15 protein-coding genes are annotated in these 16,285 nt (G+C 63.7%); 7 read left to right on the top strand and 8 right to left on the bottom strand.

Translation table 11 applies throughout. The features are described 5' to 3' along the window. Window positions 1-5: 5 nt before the first annotated feature. The 6 genes from ACYG9Z_RS15950 to ACYG9Z_RS15925 form a co-directional block, all read right to left on the bottom strand. Window positions 6-1,409 (bottom strand): MATE family efflux transporter, encoded by a 1,404-nt coding sequence (locus tag ACYG9Z_RS15950; RefSeq protein ID WP_023752494.1) that lies wholly within the window; start codon window positions 1,407-1,409, stop codon window positions 6-8. Between the two features lie 246 nt (window positions 1,410-1,655). After that, window positions 1,656-2,417: an SDR family NAD(P)-dependent oxidoreductase gene (locus ACYG9Z_RS15945; protein WP_023752495.1), complete on the bottom strand. Its 762-nt coding sequence runs from the start codon at window positions 2,415-2,417 to the stop codon at window positions 1,656-1,658. 28 nt (window positions 2,418-2,445) lie between these two features. Then, on the bottom strand, window positions 2,446-3,258 hold the full coding sequence (locus ACYG9Z_RS15940) for an ABC transporter permease (protein ID WP_023671267.1): 813 nt from the start codon (window positions 3,256-3,258) through the stop codon (window positions 2,446-2,448). Further along, window positions 3,258-4,121, bottom strand: coding sequence for an ABC transporter permease (locus ACYG9Z_RS15935; RefSeq protein ID WP_023693099.1), 864 nt, complete (start codon window positions 4,119-4,121; stop codon window positions 3,258-3,260). The genes ACYG9Z_RS15940 and ACYG9Z_RS15935 overlap by 1 nt, the downstream gene beginning before the upstream one ends. Before the next feature lie 57 nt (window positions 4,122-4,178). Further along, window positions 4,179-5,342: an ABC transporter substrate-binding protein gene (locus tag ACYG9Z_RS15930; RefSeq protein WP_023711362.1), complete on the bottom strand. Its 1,164-nt coding sequence runs from the start codon at window positions 5,340-5,342 to the stop codon at window positions 4,179-4,181. Further along, window positions 5,323-6,459, bottom strand: a complete 1,137-nt coding sequence (locus ACYG9Z_RS15925) for an ABC transporter ATP-binding protein (RefSeq protein ID WP_023700452.1) — start codon at window positions 6,457-6,459, stop codon at window positions 5,323-5,325. The genes ACYG9Z_RS15930 and ACYG9Z_RS15925 overlap by 20 nt, the downstream gene beginning before the upstream one ends. 113 nt (window positions 6,460-6,572) lie before the next feature. Between ACYG9Z_RS15925 and ACYG9Z_RS15920 the strand changes: the two genes are divergently transcribed. From ACYG9Z_RS15920 to ACYG9Z_RS15890, 7 genes are all read left to right on the top strand, one after another. Beyond that, on the top strand, window positions 6,573-7,382 hold the full coding sequence (locus ACYG9Z_RS15920; protein WP_023745861.1) for a helix-turn-helix transcriptional regulator: 810 nt from the start codon (window positions 6,573-6,575) through the stop codon (window positions 7,380-7,382). Between the two features lie 94 nt (window positions 7,383-7,476). After that, window positions 7,477-8,394, top strand: coding sequence for an AraC family transcriptional regulator (locus ACYG9Z_RS15915; protein WP_023752497.1), 918 nt, complete (start codon window positions 7,477-7,479; stop codon window positions 8,392-8,394). A gap of 229 nt (window positions 8,395-8,623) precedes the next feature. Next, window positions 8,624-9,895, top strand: a complete 1,272-nt coding sequence (locus tag ACYG9Z_RS15910) for an ABC transporter substrate-binding protein (protein WP_023693095.1) — start codon at window positions 8,624-8,626, stop codon at window positions 9,893-9,895. A gap of 97 nt (window positions 9,896-9,992) precedes the next feature. After that, the gene (locus tag ACYG9Z_RS15905; RefSeq protein WP_023707770.1) at window positions 9,993-10,859 is read left to right on the top strand and encodes a carbohydrate ABC transporter permease; all 867 of its coding nucleotides are present in this window, start codon (window positions 9,993-9,995) and stop codon (window positions 10,857-10,859) included. An 11-nt stretch (window positions 10,860-10,870) separates the two neighbouring features. Further along, the gene (locus ACYG9Z_RS15900) at window positions 10,871-11,683 is read left to right on the top strand and encodes a carbohydrate ABC transporter permease (protein ID WP_023752498.1); all 813 of its coding nucleotides are present in this window, start codon (window positions 10,871-10,873) and stop codon (window positions 11,681-11,683) included. Window positions 11,684-11,698: 15 nt separating this feature from the next. Next, window positions 11,699-12,745: an NAD(P)-dependent alcohol dehydrogenase gene (locus ACYG9Z_RS15895; RefSeq protein ID WP_023752499.1), complete on the top strand. Its 1,047-nt coding sequence runs from the start codon at window positions 11,699-11,701 to the stop codon at window positions 12,743-12,745. A gap of 2 nt (window positions 12,746-12,747) precedes the next feature. After that, window positions 12,748-13,842 carry an ABC transporter ATP-binding protein gene (locus ACYG9Z_RS15890; RefSeq protein ID WP_023752500.1) on the top strand — a complete coding sequence of 365 codons (1,095 nt, stop codon included), beginning with the start codon at window positions 12,748-12,750 and terminating at the stop codon, window positions 13,840-13,842. 54 nt (window positions 13,843-13,896) lie between these two features. Here the strand turns inward: ACYG9Z_RS15890 and ACYG9Z_RS15885 are convergent, their stop codons facing one another. Together ACYG9Z_RS15885 and ACYG9Z_RS15880 are read right to left on the bottom strand one after the other, a co-directional pair. Next, a complete protein-coding gene (locus ACYG9Z_RS15885; RefSeq protein WP_023752501.1) occupies window positions 13,897-15,483 on the bottom strand; it encodes an FGGY-family carbohydrate kinase in 1,587 nt (528 codons plus the stop codon). A gap of 135 nt (window positions 15,484-15,618) precedes the next feature. After that, the gene (locus ACYG9Z_RS15880) at window positions 15,619-16,278 is read right to left on the bottom strand and encodes an HAD family hydrolase (protein ID WP_023689170.1); all 660 of its coding nucleotides are present in this window, start codon (window positions 16,276-16,278) and stop codon (window positions 15,619-15,621) included. Window positions 16,279-16,285: the final 7 nt, after the last annotated feature.

The following is a 16,285-nucleotide window of genomic DNA, read 5'->3' as shown; positions in this document are numbered from 1 at the left end:
CGTCTTCAATGGCTGAAGACGAGCGGCGGTGCGATGCGGTCCCGCCGCAGCCAGCGCGCGAGCAGCAGCACCGCCACCACGGCGAGCCCCGAGGCCAGGCCGATCCAGATGCCGACGCCGTGCAGGCCGAAATGGAAGGCGAGCAGCACGCCGAGCGGCAGGCCGATGCCCCAATAGCCGATCGCGGCATAGATCATCGGCACCTTGGTGTCGTGCAGGCCGCGCAGCATGCCGGCGGCAACAGCCTGCGCGCCGTCGAAGATCTGGAACAACGCGGCAAAGGCCAGGAACGACACGGCCAGCGCGATCACCCTGGCGTTGGCCGGGGCGGTCATGTCGATGAAGGCGCTGATCAACAGATGCGGCCACAGCACCATCACCAGCGCCATCAGCGCCATGGACGAGACGCCGATGACGAAGGCGGTCCAGCCGGCGCGCGAAACGCCTGCCGGATTGCCGGCGCCGTGGGCCAGCCCGACGCGCACGGTGACGGCCTGGTTGAGACCGAGCGGCACCATGAAGGAGATCGAGGCGATCTGGATGGCGATAGCGTGCGCGGCAAGCGAATCCGCATCGATCAGGCCCATCAGCAGGGCTGCCGCGTTGAAGATCGTCACCTCGAAGGCGAGGATGCCGGCGATCGGCATGCCGAGCCGCAGCAGACCCTTGAAACGCGGCCAGTCGGAGCGCCAGAAGCGGCCGAACAGGCGGTAGCGGCGGAACTTCTTCTCCAGCATCACCACGGCTGCCAGGCCGCAGAACATCAGCGTGCTCGACAGCGTGGTCGCCAGCCCCGAACCGGCAATGCCCATCGAGGTGACGCCGAGATTGCCAAACATGAACACCCAGTTGAAGAAGGCGTTGCAGGCGACGGCGACGAAGACGATGATCAGCGCCCAGCCCGGCCGCTCCAGCGCCGAGATGAAGGAACGCAGCACGATATAGCCGTAGAAGGGCAGCACCGCCCATTCCAGCCAGCGCAGATAGATGCCGGCCTGATGTGCCAATGCCGGCTCCTGGCCCATGGCCAGCAGAATGGCCTCGCCATGCCACAGCACCATCCAGATCGGGATCGAGATCAGGATCGCCAGCCACAGGCCCTGGCGCACGGTACGGCGCAAATCGCGCACCGAATAGCGCCGGCGGCCAAGCTCGGTGGCGATCATCGGCGAGGTCGCCAGCATCAGGCCGAGGCCGAAGATCAGCGGCATGAAATAGAGGTTGGCGCCGAGCGCGCCGCTGGCCAGCGTGTCCGCGCCCAGACGCCCCATCATCATGACGTCGGTCGCGGTCATCGCGGTCTGGCCGAGATTGGTCAGCACCATTGGCCAGGCCAGCGCCAGTGTCGCCCTGATTTCCTGACGCCAAAGATTTTCCGGCGCACGAGCGCCGGCTTCGATCGCAGACATTGTCCTGCTCTTTTCCGGTTGCGGCGCGTCGGCAACGAGGCCGGAAGCCGCACTTCCAAACGGCAAAACCTTCGGTTTCGCGGCGTTTGTGTCGTTCTATTGGACGAAATGCGAGATGAAGGCAAGGGAGGACGGGCAGCCGGCGATTGAGCCAGAGGCGGGAACCCTCCTATCCGGCTGCCCTTATTTGTTTTACGCAATTCCGGACGGAAAACCGTTACACACTTTTCCTGGAATTGCTCTAGATCAGCCGATGCTTTCGCCGCCGTCGATCACCAGCGCCTGGCCGGTCATGAAGGATGAGCGGTCGGAAACGAGGAACAGGATCGCTTCGGCGATCTCCTCGGCGCTCGCCCAGCGCCCCATCGGGATCTTGGTGCGGACATAGGTCTCGATCGCCTCGCGTCCGCCCATCTGGGCGATGAACGGCTCGTTGAAGGGCGTGTCGACCCAGCCCGGGCAGAGCGCGTTGACGCGCACATTGTGGCGGGCATAGTCGAGCGACATCTGCCTGGTCATCGCCACCACGGCATGTTTGGACGTGGCATAGGCGATCATCTCGCGGTCGTAGAACACGCCGGAGTTCGAGGCCGTGTTGAGGATGACGCCGCCGCCTTGCGCGACCATTGCCGGCATGACCAGCCGCGCGGCCAGAAACTGCGCCCGTACATTGATGCGCCATGACGCATCCATACCATCGACCTCGACCTCGGTCAGCGTGCCGCCGACCTGGATGCCGGCGTGATTGTGCAGAATGTCGATGCGGCCATACTTGCCGAGAGTGCCTGTGATGAGCTTCTCGACCGCGGCGTCGTCAGAGACGTCGGTGACAACGGCCTCGGCCTGCCCGCCCACTGCCCGGATGTCCGCCGCCGTGGTCTCGCCGCTGGCCAGATCCCGGTCGGCGATGACCACCAGCGCGCCTTCCCTGGCCATGATCATGGCGCCGGCGCGGCCGATGCCGGAACCGGCGCCCGTCACCACGGCGATGCGGTCTTTGAGGAGCATGAATTTGTCTTTCAGCTGGATGGCTTGTTCAGTTTGACGGCTGGCGCTGGCGCAGCTGCCATTGGGCAAGCACCACCAGCAGGACCGAGGCGACGAGCACGATGGTGGCGATGGCGTTGATTTCCGGCGTCACGCCGCGCCGGATCGAGGCGAAGACATAGATCGGCAGCGTCGTCTGCGCGCCGGCGACGAAGAAGGCGACGATGAAATCGTCGAAGGAGAAGGTGAAGGCGAGCAGGAAGCCGGCGATCACCGCCGGCATGATCTGCGGCAGCACGATCGAGCGAAACGTCGTCAGCGGCGTGGCGTAGAGATCGCTCGAGGCCTCGACCAGGTTGCGGTCGAGGCTGGCGAGACGCGTGCCGACGATCATCGTCACCAACGCCATCGAAAACAGGCCGTGGGCGGCGATGATCGATCCATAGCCGAGCGACAGGCGCGGCGGCTGGTCGTTTGGCCAGATCGAGGCGAGGAACGGGTTGAGCACGCCAAACAACTGGACCAGCGCGACGAGCGTCGAGATGCCGATGACGACGCCGGGAACGACGATCGCGGCACCCATCAGCGCGTCGAAGACGGCGCGAGTCCTAAGCCCGACCCGCGCCAGGCCGAGCGCGGCCGCCGTGCCGCACACCGCCGCCAGAAGCGCGCTGGTGGTGGCGATGAACAGGCTGTTCTTCAGCGCCTCGACCAGGAACGGGTTCGACAGCGCGGTGCCGTACCATTGCACCGAAAAGCCGGTGAACTCGCTGGCATGGCGGCCGGCGTTGAAGGAGAACAGCACGACCAGCGCGATCGGCAGGTAGAGGAAGGCGAAGACGGCTGTGACGAAGGCGCGCATCAGATCAGATCCACCCTGCGGGCGCCCGACACCCGCGTCGAGATGCGGTTGGCGGCAATCAGCACCACCACCGAAACCGCCACCAAGGTGATGGCGATGGCCGATCCGAACGGCCAGTTGCGCGACTGCAGGAACAGGTCGACCAGCGCGTTGCCGATGAAGAACACCTTGCCGCCGCCAAGCAGGGTCGGGATCAGGTATTCGCCAAGCAACAGGATCATGACCAGCGAGAAGCCGGTCATCACGCCCGGCAGCGACAGCTTCAGCGTCACCCCCAGAAAGGTTGAGAGCGGGGTCGCGCCGAGATCGGCGGAGGCTTCCAGCAGCCTTCGGTCGAGCCGCTCGAGACTGACATAGATCGGCAGGATCATCAGGGGCAAATAGCCATAGACGATGCCGAGCAGCACGGCGCCCGGCGTGTTGATCAGCCTGACATCCTCGATGCCGACAAAGGCCAGCAGTGCGGGAATGCCGCGTCCGCCCAGAATGTACATCCAGGCATAGGTGCGCATCAAAAGGCTGGTCCAAAAGGGAATGACGACGAGCGCAAGCAGGATCAGTCGCCAGCGTTGCGGCGCCTTCAGGGCGAGGTAGTAGGCAACCGGGTAGGCGACGAGCAGGCAGGCAAGCGCGCCCACCGGCGCCAGCATCATCGTGTTCCAGAAAGCAGTCGCCCGCGCCGGAAGATTGGCATACTGCGCCAGCGTGAAGGCGGCCTGGTAGCCGCCCTCCGGCGCCCGCTCGCCGACGCTGAACACGGCAATGGCGACGAACGGCAACACCAGAAACACCACCAGCCACGCTGTAGCCGGAGCGAGCAGCAGCGCTGTCAGGATGTTATACCGAAATCTGTTGCCGTGCATGGAACCCGCCCCGATGCCGGCGGAGGCCCGCCGGTTTCCGTTTGCGTCAGGCCAGCCTCAAGCCGACTTGAAGCGCGCCATCAGCTCGGCGCGACCCGGATCGGTCAGTGTTGCCGCCGCGCCGAACTCAAGCGGTGTCAACAGGTCGGCCGCCGGGTAAAGGATCGGATTGTCCAGCACTTCCTTGGGCAGCAGCTTGTTGACGCGTGCGTCGGTCGACGGCGCGCCGTTGGCCAGATGCTCCTTCACCGCGACCTCAGGGGTCATCAGATAGTTGAGCAAGGCATAGCCGGCCGGCTTGTTCGGCGCGTCCTTCGGGATGGCGTAGAAATCGGTCCAGATTTCGCCGCCCTCCTTGCCCAGCACATAGGCGATCTCCGGGATATCGCGATGCAGCTGTGCGCCGTCATTCGTCCAGCACATGGTCATCCAGGCGTCGCCCGCCCGCATGCCCGGCTGGTAGTCGGACGAGACCGCGAACAGATGCGGCTTGACCTTGAGCAGCAGCTCCTCGGCCTTGGCGAGTTCGTCCTGCTTCAGCGAGTTGAAGGAATAGCCGTGATATTTCAGCGCGTTGCCGATTGTGGTCAGCTGGTAGTCGTGGACCATGGTGCGGCCATCGCCCTCGGCCATGGCGACGTCCCAGAATTCCTTCCAGCTGGTCATCGGCTTGGCCAGCTTCTTGGTGTTGACGGCAAAGCCCGTGGTGCCCCAGTTCTTCGGCACCGCGTAGGTCGTGCCGTCGATCGTGCCTTCCGAGGTGAAGCGCGGGTCCTCCTGGGAGCTGTCGAAATTCGGCAGCTTGGCCATGTCGAGCGGATCGATGATGCCGAGTTTCTTGTAGGTCGAGATCGTGTAGTTGGTCGGCACGAACAGGCTCCAGCCCGAGGCGCCGGCCTGCAGCTTGGCCAGCATCTCCTCATTGGAGCCGAACACGTTGACCTCGACGGCGACGCCGGTGTCCTTCTTGAAATTCTCGAAGGTCTGCGGGTCGTGATAGTTCGGCCAGGTGGCGATCGACATGCGGTCGCCGAGGTTTTCGGCGGCGAAGGCCGGCGTCGGCATGATGCCGAGCTCGCGCGCCATCACCGCGGTTGCGATGCCAAGGCCGGTGAGGCGGAGGAAGTCGCGGCGGCCGATCGAGCCGCGCTTCAGGCGCATCAGCTGGTCGACGAAGTTCTCAGGGCTAATCGGCAGTCCGTCACGATATGATTTCGACATTTTTTGCTACCCTCTGGTTGGTCCCGTTGTTCTTGGTCTCCGGAAACGCCAGCGGCGTCCCGGAGGCAAAGCCGATGGCGACGGGTTCACCCGGCTTGAAGAGGTTGCCATGGCCGATCACATGGTCGGCCTTGGCCAGCAGCGTTCCGATGCCCTGCACCTCGATGGCGTATTCCGCCGTCGAGCCCAAGAAGATCCGGTTGCGCACGATGCCCTTGAAAGGGCTGCCTTTGGTGGCGCCGAGGCTTAGCGATTCAGGACGCAGGCTGACAGAAACGGTCTCGCCCTGCTGCAAGGCGGTTCGTTTGCGCGCGGCAATGACGGTTCCGTCCGCCAGCGCCACATTGACAAGATCGCCTGTATGCCCGGCAACCTTGCCGCTCAACAGATTGGTCTTTCCGACGAAGTCGGCGACGAACAGGTCGGCCGGCTCGTCATAGATCTCGCTCGGCTGGCCGAGTTGTACGATGCGGCCGCCATTCATGACGCAGACGAAGTCGCTCATCGACAGCGCTTCCTCCTGGTCGTGGGTGACCAGCACGAAGGTGATGCCGATCTCGCGCTGCAGGTTCTGCAACTCGATCTGCATATCGGTGCGCAGTTTCTTGTCGAGCGCCGCCAGCGGCTCGTCGAGCAACAGCACCGCCGGCTTGTTGACCAGTGCGCGCGCCAGCGCGACGCGCTGCTGCTGGCCGCCGGAGAGTTCGTGGATCTTGCGGCGGCCATAGCCGGCGAGCCGCACCATTTCGAGCGCCTCGCCGGCGCGCCGGCCGATTTCCTGCGACGACAGGCGTGGCCGTGCCTGGCGCAGCCCGTAGGACACATTGGCTTCCACATCGAGGTGCGGAAACAGCGCGTATTGCTGGAACACCATGTTGACCGGCCGACGATAGGGTGGCGTTCCGGCCATGTCCCGGCCACGGATGAACACCTGGCCTTCGCTCGGCTGCTCGAAGCCGCCGATCATGCGCAGGCATGTGGTCTTGCCGCAGCCGGACGGTCCGAGAAGGGCGACAAAGGCGGAGGGCGGCACAGCCAGATCGATGCCGCTGACAGCGGTCACGGCGCCATAGCGCTTGGTGACGCCGCGAAACTCGATGTCGGGCACTGCGGTCAAAGTGCTGGCTCCAGCAACAGGGCTATTTCAGGACGCTACCAGAGCCAATGGCGGCTAGTATATACCTCGCTGGTGGTATATCTGATCTATTTTCTCGTTTAAGGGGGTATATTTTGAGCGCATCTCGCAGCGACGAATACAGCCGGCTCGCTGCCCTTGTCGCGGCAACGCGAGAGACCAGCGGCGACCTGTTCGGCCAGGCTATGGTCGATTGGTTGAGGCAGCATGTCAGCTTCGACCACTGCGTGATCTTCGGCTATCGCGGCGCTTCGCGGCCGCCGTTGCTGTTCGAAACCTTCTCGCCTGACGAGAGCCATGTCTTCGTCACGCTTTATCAGGAAGGGCCTTACCTGCTCGACCCGTTTCATCACGCGGCGGTGGAGCGCAAGGAGGGGTTCTGGCGCATGCGCGAACTGGCGCCCGACCGCTTCTATGCCAGCGAGTATTTTCGCACCTACTACAGTCAGACAAGGCTCGCCGAGGAGGTCGGCTTCTTCGTGCCATTGCCCGGCAAGGATGCGCTGGTGCTGTCGCTGATGCGATTGCAGGCCTCCGGCCCCTTCGGCACCGCCGATGCCAGGCTGCTGCGCGACATGGCGCCGGCGGTCATCAACTTCGCCCGGTTGCGCTGGCCCGCACTTGCGGCCGAGGAGCAGGACGAAGCGGAGCAGGGCGAGACGATCGCCGCCGTCAACGAGTTCGACCGCGCCCACATTTGGGAAAGCCTGTCGCTGACCCCGCGCGAAAAGCATGTCGTCGATCTGGTGCTGCAGGGGCATTCCACCGAGTCGATCGCGAGAGCCATGCGCATCGTGCCGGGAACGGTGAAGGTTCATCGCCGCAACATCCATCGCAAACTCGGCGTCAAATCCCAAGCCGGGCTGTTCGCCCGCTTCATTGAGATCATCGAGAGCCGGCGTTGAAATCGCTGAGGCAGACATCGTTCACTTGCGGGCAACAGACTGCTACGGATTACCCGAAACCAGTCGCTTCCTCATACGCCCCGGAGAGCAGACGATGGCATTCAGGCGCAGAAAGAACACGGCCGCGATCCCTCGCACGGTGCCGGCTTTCGAGCACATCGTCACCGAGGCGAGCGACAGTTTCCTGTGGCGGCTCGACGACTATCCCTGGGAGCGCAATGTCTGGAATTTTCATCCGGAATACGAGATCCATCTCCTGAGGAAGTCTTCCGGGGTCGCGCTGGTCGGCGATCACATCGGCGAATTCGGGCCGGGCTACCTGAGCATCGTCGGCGGCGGGCTGCCGCATGACTGGGTGACATCGGTGCAACCCGGCGAGCTGATCGAAGGACGCGACATCGTGCTGCAATTCGATCCGCAGCGGCTGCGCGGCTCGGCGGGACTGCTGCCGGAGCTGCGCGAACTAGAACCGTTCCTGGAGCGATCGCTGCGCGGCATCGTCTTCCATGGCCGCGCCGCGCTCGACGGCGCTGCGCTGATGGAAAGGATGGGCACCGTGCACGGGCTCGCCCGGTTTTGCCTCTTCCTCGAACTGGTCGATCTGCTGGCCAGGACAGACGAATACGAGCTTTTGTCCTCGCCGGATTTCTCACCCGCACTCGACGCAACCTCGCTGGACATCATCCAGCGCACGCTGACCTATCTCTTCCAGCACTTCGCCGAGGACCTGAAGCTGCCGGAGGCGGCGGAGCTGGCGGGGATGAGCGAAAGCACGTTTTCGCGCTTCTTCCAGAAAAACACCGGCAACAGTTTCAGCGACCACATCGCCAAGCTCCGGCTCTGGCAAGCCTGCAAGCTGCTGGCGGACACCGATATTCCGATCACCGACATCTGCTTCCAGGTCGGCTACATGAACATCGCCAACTTCAACCGCGCCTTCCTGCGCAAGCACCGGATGACGCCGTCATCTTACCGCAAGCTGTCGAAGCAGCGGATGACGATGCGCGCCTGAAAACCGGCCTTCCTCACTCCATCGGTACTCATGTGACAGAGGCTGTGCAGGCGGGCCGGATTTTGCAGCGCACAATGCATAAAAGTACAGGTCTGCTGCAACGGGGCTTCTAGCGCGGCCTTTAGCAACTCCTCATTTTGGCGATGGGTGGCTTGTCGCTCGGGCGATGGCGAGGATCGCGCAACCGAAGACTTCCGCTTCCTGCGACTGTTCCTGGAGGAGTAAATCAATGAAACCAATTCGGCTCGCTGCGAGCATAAGCGCAGCTTTCATGCTTACCACGACCCTCTCGACCATGGCGCTGGCGGCGCCGGTCTGCTCGGCGCCGGTCAAGGTGCTGGCGCAACCGCGTGACGGGCTGACGCTGCTGGAAGCGTCCAAGGACGAGTTCCAGAAACTGGCCGGCGCCAGCTTCCAGATCGACTATCTCAACGAGAACGACCGCCGGGCAAAGTCGCGCGCCGATGCGTCCACGGTCGGCAACTACAACGTCTACTATGTCGACGAAGCCAATGTCGCGCTGTTCGCCTCGTCGAAATGGATCGTGCCGCTCACCGACTATTACCCGGCTGACTACGACTACGCCGATTTCGACCCGGGCCGGCAGAAGGTCGCCACCTATGACGGCAAGGTGTGGTTCGCGCCGCTGACCGGCGGCGGCGACCTGATGGTCTACCGCAAGGACATTCTGGAAGCCGCCGGCATCCAGCCGCCGAAGACGCTGGACGAGTTGATCGCCGACGTGCCGAAGCTGACCGATCCCGACAAGGGCATGTACGGCATCGCGCTGCGCGGCGCGCGTGGCTCGGGCGCCAATGTCTGGCGCTGGATGCCGTTCTTCAAGGCCTACGGCGGAAAATGGTTCGACGGTGACAAGCCGGCTTTCAACTCCGAGGCCGCGGTCAAAGCGACCGAGACCTATCTTAAACTGTTCAAGGATTCAGCGCCCGGCACGCAGACCGGCAGCTGGGATGAATCGACCGGCGCCTTCCTGTCGGGCCAGGTTGCCATCTTGGTCGAATCGACGCCACTGTCGGGCATGGCGGTCGACCCGAAGACCTCGCAAGTGGTCGGCAAGATCGGCTTCCTGCCGCCGCCCTCGCCACTGACCGGCGGCGGCTACGGCCACGGCCTCGCCATCGCCGCCAAGGCCAATGCCGATGACGCCGCGAAGCAATGCGCCGGCCTGTTCATCGCCTGGGCGACGTCGAAGGAGAACGAGAAGCGCCGGCTCGACGCGCACCAATTCGGCGAGCTCAACCGCACCAGCGTGCTGTCCAGCAAGGAGTTCGCCGACATCTATGGCGCCGATCTCGGCCAGGCGCTTGCCGATACCGGCAAGGTGACGGCGGTGAACTTCTGGCAGGATCCGCGCTGGCCGGATCTCGGCGACCGCTGGGGCATCATCCTGGAAGAGCTGGTCACCGGCACGCGTACCGACGTCAAGGGCGGCCTCGACGAACTCGAGGCCTACGCCAACGAGCTGGTGAAGAAGAAGTAATCCTCCCGCCCGCGGCGCGCCGTCCACGGCATTCGACTGGATGCCGGGACTGTGCGCCGCGGGTTCTCTCCAAAAAGGCACAGCCCGAGGATAGGCCATGCGCCGACGCTCTTCCCTGCCCGTGACGTTTCTGGTTCCGACGCTCGCCATTCTTCTGGTGCTGTCGATGGTGCCGACGCTCTACGCCATCGTCATCGCCCTGCAGAACCGCGAGCTGAGTTCCTCGGACTATTCCTGGGTCTGGTTGTCGAACTTCATCGACCTGTTCGCCGACCGGCGTTTCCTCAACGCGGTCTGGGTTTCGGTGAAGTGGGAAATCGTCACCGTCGTGGCAACGATGATGGTGGCCATCGGGCTCGGCGTGCTGATGTTCGAAGTGGCGTCGCCGCGGCTGCGCAACATCTACTGCCTGCTGTTCATCATCCCGGTGCTGTTGCCGCGCGTGTCGGCGGCTTTCGTGTGGAAGTTCGCCTATCATCCGCTCTACGGCATCGCCACCTACCCCTACCGGCTGATCACCGGCGGGCTGATCTTCGACCCGCTTTCGAAGCCAGCGACGGCCCTGTTTGCCGTCGCCTCGGTCGATGTGTGGCAGTGGGGACTGTTCTTTGCCGTCATCGTGCTGAAGCTGCTGGAAACGCTGCCGCCGCAGCCGATCGAGGCAGCGCGGCTCGACCATGCCAAGCGCTGGCAGATCCACGCCTATGTGACCTTGCCGATGCTGAAGGCGCCGCTGATCAGCCTGATGTTCGTCAAGATGATCGAATCGCTGCGCTCCTTCGACCTGATTTATGTGATGACGCGCGGCGGGCCGGGCGTGGCGACCGAGACGCTCGACATGTACGCCTTCTCGCAAGGCTTCATCGAATCCGGCAAGGTGTCCTATGCCTCGGCCATGGCGGTGCTGATGATGATCGCGACTGTCATCACCTTCACCATGCTGTGGAAGCGGGTGCAGGCATGAGGCCGTATCGCATGAGACCGGGCCGCCTCATCGGCAAGATCATCCTGGCCTTCGCCGGCTTCATGGCGGTGTTTCCGCTCGCCTGGACGGCGGTCAATTCGCTGAAGAACAATGTCGACATCATCACCCGCGTGCCGCGCCTGGTGTTTACCCCGACCTTCGACAATATCAGCTACATCATCGGCCGCGACAGCGTAATGACCGGTCTCTATAACTCGGTCATTTCCTGCGGCGTCGCCGTGCTGATCGGCGTCATGCTCGGCCTTCCGGCAGCCTATGCGGTGGCGCGCTATCCCAATCGCTTCGCTCGCGACATCCAGTTCTTCGTGTTGTCGCTGCGCTTCCTGCCCCCGGTGGCAGTCGCCATTCCGCTGATGGTGATCTGGCTGCAGATCGGGCTCTACGACACCTTGCCGGCGCTGATCGTCACCTATTCGCTGCTCACCATCTCGGTGATCATGTGGCTCGCCATTCCCGCCTTCCAGGCCGTGCCGAAGGAAACCGAGGAAGCCGCTTTCCTCGACGGCTACGGCGCTTACTCGGTGTTCTGGCGCATTGCGCTGCCGGTAGCGGCGCGCTCGCTGATCGGCGCCGTCGCCTTCAGCTTCGTGCTGGTGTGGAACGAATTCCTGATCGCGCTGATGCTGTCCAGTTCCAACGCCAAGACATTGCCGATCGTCGCTTCCGAACTTTCACAGCAAGGCATGAACGTGCCGTGGGGAATCCTCAACGCCTCGGTCGTGCTGTTGTCGCTACCGCCGCTGCTGTTCCTCGGCGTGCTCAGCGGCTTCCTGAATTCCGTTTTCCGGCAAAAAAAGACTTGATGCGAGGACTTACCTATGCGGGCACTGGTGCTTGAGAAAAAAGGCGAACTGTCGCTGCGCGAGATCGCGCTGCCGCTCGACGTCGGACCGGGCGATGTCAAGATCGCCATCCACACGGTCGGCGTCTGCGGCAGCGACGTGCACTATTACACCCATGGCGCCATCGGCAGCTATGTCGTGCGGGCCCCGATGGTGCTCGGCCACGAAGCCGCGGGAACGATCGTCGAGATCGGCGCCAATGTCGGCACGCTGAAGGTCGGCGACCGCGTCTGCATGGAGCCGGGCGTGCCGAACCTGTCGTCGCGCGCGACGAGGCTCGGCATCTACAATGTCGACCCTGACGTCTCCTTCTGGGCGACGCCGCCTGTGCATGGCGTGCTGGCGCCCTATGCCGTGCACCCGGCCGCCTTCACCTACAGACTGCCGGACAATGTCACCTTCGCCGAAGGCGCGATGGTCGAACCCTTTGCCATCGGCATGCAGGCGGCGAGCCGCGCCCGCATCGTGCCTGGCGACGTCTCCGTCGTCGTCGGCTGCGGCCCGATCGGCATCATGATCGCGCTGGCGGCGCTGGCCGGCGGCTGCTCGAAGGTGCTGATCTCCGATTTTTCCGCACCCAAGCTCAAGATTGCCGCGCAATATCCCGGCATCGTGCCGGTCAATATAGGTGAGCAATCGCTGGTCGACGCAGTCTCCGCCGCGACCGACAATTGGGGCGCGGATATCGTGTTCGAGGCGAGCGGCAGCCCGAAGGCATTCGCCGACCTGTTCGATGTCGTGCGGCCGGGCGGCGCGGTGGTGCTGGTCGGACTGCCGGTCGAACCGGTCAGCCTCAACGTTCCGGCGGCGATCTCCAAGGAAGTGCGCATCGAGACGGTGTTCCGTTACGCCAACATCTTCGACCGCGCGCTGCAGCTGATCGCCTCGGGGAAGGTCGACCTCAAGCCGCTGATCACCGGCACTTATGATTTCTCGGACAGCATCGAGGCCTTCGAGCGGGCGGCGCAAGGCAAGCCGCAAGACGTCAAGCTGCAAATCCTTCTTACCGGCGAGAAGGGCTGACCATGTCCGCGATCGTTTGCTCCCATGTCGACAAGGCTTACGGCGCCACCACCGTCATCCGCGACCTCAATCTCTCGATCGAGGAGCACGAATTCGTCGTATTCCTCGGCCCGTCCGGCTGCGGCAAGTCGACCTTGCTCAGGATGCTGGCCGGACTGGAGGATATCAGCGGCGGGGAAGTGTCGATCGGCGGCAAAGTGGTCAACGATCTCGAGCCCGGCGAGCGCGGCATTGCCATGGTTTTCCAGAACTATGCGCTCTACCCGCATATGACGATCTTCGACAACATCGCCTTTGGGCTCAAGCGACAGAAAGTGCCCCCGGCCGAGATCCGGAAGCGGGTCGAGGCGGTGGCAACGACGCTCGGCCTCGAACCTTACCTCGCCCGCAAGCCGACCGAACTTTCCGGCGGCCAGCAGCAGCGCGTGGCGATTGCGCGCGCCATGATCAAGACGCCGAAAGTGTTCCTGTTCGACGAGCCGCTGTCCAATCTCGATGCCAAGCTGCGCAACCACATGCGGGTCGAGATCGCCCGGCTGCATCAGTCGCTGAAGACCACCACCGTCTATGTCACCCACGATCAGTTGGAAGCGATGACGCTGGCCGACCGGATCGTGCTGCTCAGGGATGGCGTTATCGAACAGATCGGCTCGCCGGCCGAGATCTATCGCCAGCCGGGCAATCTGTTCGTCGCCGGCTTCATCGGTACGCCGAACATGAATTTCATCGACGTGGCCGTCGGGCGGAAGGACGAACGCTGGACGCTGACAGGCGGCGGCTCGACCTTCTCCATAGAAGGCTCGGGCTTCGATCTGCGCGGCGTCCAGCGCGCCGTGCTTGGAATCCGACCGCCGGACCTGAAGACCGCCGGCGCTCAGAGCATCAATCTTCTGCAAGGCACCGCCGACCTCATCGAGTTCCATGGCAATGACGCGCTGGTAACGTTCGCCTGCGGCGGCAAGGAGGTCGGCGCGTTGGTATCGGCCCGCGAATGCCCGGCGTTGCGCGCGCCTGTGCGCTATACGTTCGAGGAGGAGAGCGTGCATCTGTTCGACGCGGCGACCGGCGCATCCTTGCGCCGGCGAGAGGAGGCCTAGATTTGGTACGCAATTCCGGACGGAAAACCGTTTCACACTTTTCCTGGAATTGCTCTAGCTGATGGCGTCGAGCTCCTGCCGCTGGCGGTGCATTTCGAGGAAGACCTTGTAGTCGCGGTCAAAGCGGCCTGACGCGGCCGGGTTCGAAGCGCGGGTTCTGCCGCCTTGCTGCATGGCGACGCAAGCGGCATTCAGGTCCGGGAACAGGCCAGCGGCGGTGGCGGCGACCATGCCGGTGCCGAGCAGAACGGCTTCGTCGGCCAGCGGCTCGATCACCGCGCAGCCGGTGGCGTCGGCATAAAGCTCCATCAGCAACGGGTTCTTGGTGTGGCCGCCGGTGACATGCAGCGTGTCGATGAGATAGCCGTTCTCGTTCAGCGCCTCCAGCACATGGCGCACGCCGAGCGCGATGCCGACGGCCGTGCGCCAATAGAGCTTGCACAGACTGTCGAAAGAGGAATCCAGCGTCAGCCCGCTGACCACGCCGACGGCATGCGGGTCGGCAAGCGGCGAGCGGTTGCCGTGAAAATCCGGCAGCACATGCAGCCTCGCCGCCAGCTTGTCGCCTTCGGTGCTGCGCAGTTCAGCGACGCGCCTGGCGATCTTGGCATGCATGGCCGCATCCGGCTCGCCGCCGGCGCCATGCCAGCGGATGATGTGGTCGAGCAAAGCCCCGGTAGCCGACTGGCCGCCTTCCGACAGCCAGAGCTTTGGCAGTGCGGCGCCATAGTATGGACCCCAGACGCCGGCGAAAGGCTGCGGGTCGGGCGACATCGCCATGACGCAGGACGAGGTGCCGGCGATCAATGCCAGATGGCGGCCGATATTCTGCTCGTCGCCAGCAAAGCCGCCGAGCACGCCAAGCGCGCCGGCATAGGCATCGATGACGCCGGCGCCGACCCGACAGTTTTCGCTCAAGCCCAACTCAGCCGCCGCTTCAGGGGTGAGCGTGCCGATGTCTGCGCCGACAGCACTTGCCTTCTCCGGCAGGCTGCCGTGTTCGAACAGATCGCCAAGCCCGACCCTGTCGAAGAAGTCACGGCGCCAGCCGGTTTCCTCATGCGCCAGATAGGTCCATTTGGCGGTCAGCGTGCATTGCGAGCGCGCCAGCGACCCGGTCGCCTTCCAGGTCAGGAAATCGGTGAGGTCGAACAGGTAGCCGGCTTCATGCCAAGTTCCCGGCAGATTGCGCTTCAGCCACATCAGCTTCGGCGTCGCCATTTCCGGCGACATGACGCTACCGATATAGTCGAGTACGGCGTGGCCGCTATCGGTGCATTCATCTGCCTCGGCGATGGCGCGATGGTCGAGCCAGACGATGGTGTCCCAGCGCCGTTCGCCCGTCACCGAGACGCTGAGCTGGCCGGCATTCCTGTCCAGCACCACCAGCGAGCAGGTGGCGTCGAACGACATGCCGACAATATCGTCGGCTGACACACCGGCCTTTTCGCGCGCGGCACGCACCGCGATGCACACAGCCGACCAGATATCCTGCGAATTGTGCTCGGCGTGATCGGCCTTCGGCTGGTTCATGACGATCGGATGCTCGGCGCGTCCGAGCAAGGTGCCTGACGTATCGAGAATGCCCGCGCGGGCGCTCCCGGTGCCGACATCGACCGCGCAAACGAAGCTTTTCGTCAAGATGCCTTTACTCTCGCTCCCTAGAGCCGGATGATTTCAGGTCTGTTCGACCCGAAATCTGAATCCGTCTCTAAATCAAAGAAGTAGAGCATGATGTCGTTCCGAAAACCGATTCACACTTTTCGGCATCATGCTCTAGCCTGCAATCAGATCGGGCAATTGCAGCATGTCCGCGAATATAAAGTCCGGTTCACTCGACGCAAGCCGCGCTTTCAAGGCCGGGTTGCCGGCGTGCGAACCGCCGGTGAAAGCAAAGACGCGCATACCGGCCGCACGCGCCGCCGCGATGCCGGCGGGGCTGTCCTCGATTACGATGCAATTACCGGGATGCGCGCCCATAGCAGCGGCGGCATGGAGAAAAAGATCCGGCGCCGGCTTGCCGCGCGCGACCATGGCAGCGCTGAACAGATGGGGCTCGAGCAGGCCGAGCAGACCGGTGACGTCGAGCGCGTAGCGTATCCGGTCGAGCGTGCCGGAGGAAGCGACGCAGCAGGGTACGCCCAGCCTCGGCAGGATGTCGCTGATGCCGGGAATCGGCTTCAGCTCCTCGCGGAATTTGCGCATCAGCTCGACGCGCATATCGGTCAGATGCACGTCGGTGATGTCGATGGTGAAATCGCGAAGAAGTATCTCGCGCACGCTCTTCATGCTCTTGCCGAGGAAATGCTCGTAGGCCGCATCCTCGCTGACCGAGCCCCCGGCGGCAGAGATCATGCCGAGCAGAGCCGAAACCGACAGCGCCTCGCTGTCGACCAGCACGCCGTCACAGTCGAAGATGACCAGTTCGGGCGTCATTGCGGCT

The sequence above is a fragment of the Mesorhizobium sp. RSR380A genome, assembly GCF_054719385.1.
Note: the sequence above shows the minus strand (reverse complement) of the source record. Positions and strands in the feature narration are given on the sequence as shown.

What these genes read in the sequence shown, in the direction of transcription:
- ACYG9Z_RS15950 (WP_023752494.1), bottom strand. Translation starts at nt 1,409, where the DNA reads ATGTCTGCGATCGAAGCCGGCGCTCGTGCGCCGGAAAATCTTTGGCGT.
- ACYG9Z_RS15945 (WP_023752495.1), bottom strand. Translation starts at nt 2,417, where the DNA reads ATGCTCCTCAAAGACCGCATCGCCGTGGTGACGGGCGCCGGTTCCGGC.
- ACYG9Z_RS15940 (WP_023671267.1), bottom strand. Translation starts at nt 3,258, where the DNA reads ATGCGCGCCTTCGTCACAGCCGTCTTCGCCTTCCTCTACCTGCCGATC.
- ACYG9Z_RS15935 (WP_023693099.1), bottom strand. Translation starts at nt 4,121, where the DNA reads ATGCACGGCAACAGATTTCGGTATAACATCCTGACAGCGCTGCTGCTC.
- ACYG9Z_RS15930 (WP_023711362.1), bottom strand. Translation starts at nt 5,342, where the DNA reads ATGTCGAAATCATATCGTGACGGACTGCCGATTAGCCCTGAGAACTTC.
- ACYG9Z_RS15915 (WP_023752497.1), top strand. Translation starts at nt 7,477, where the DNA reads ATGGCATTCAGGCGCAGAAAGAACACGGCCGCGATCCCTCGCACGGTG.
- ACYG9Z_RS15910 (WP_023693095.1), top strand. Translation starts at nt 8,624, where the DNA reads ATGAAACCAATTCGGCTCGCTGCGAGCATAAGCGCAGCTTTCATGCTT.
- ACYG9Z_RS15905 (WP_023707770.1), top strand. Translation starts at nt 9,993, where the DNA reads ATGCGCCGACGCTCTTCCCTGCCCGTGACGTTTCTGGTTCCGACGCTC.
- ACYG9Z_RS15900 (WP_023752498.1), top strand. Translation starts at nt 10,871, where the DNA reads ATGAGACCGGGCCGCCTCATCGGCAAGATCATCCTGGCCTTCGCCGGC.
- ACYG9Z_RS15895 (WP_023752499.1), top strand. Translation starts at nt 11,699, where the DNA reads ATGCGGGCACTGGTGCTTGAGAAAAAAGGCGAACTGTCGCTGCGCGAG.
- ACYG9Z_RS15890 (WP_023752500.1), top strand. Translation starts at nt 12,748, where the DNA reads ATGTCCGCGATCGTTTGCTCCCATGTCGACAAGGCTTACGGCGCCACC.
- ACYG9Z_RS15880 (WP_023689170.1), bottom strand. Translation starts at nt 16,278, where the DNA reads ATGACGCCCGAACTGGTCATCTTCGACTGTGACGGCGTGCTGGTCGAC.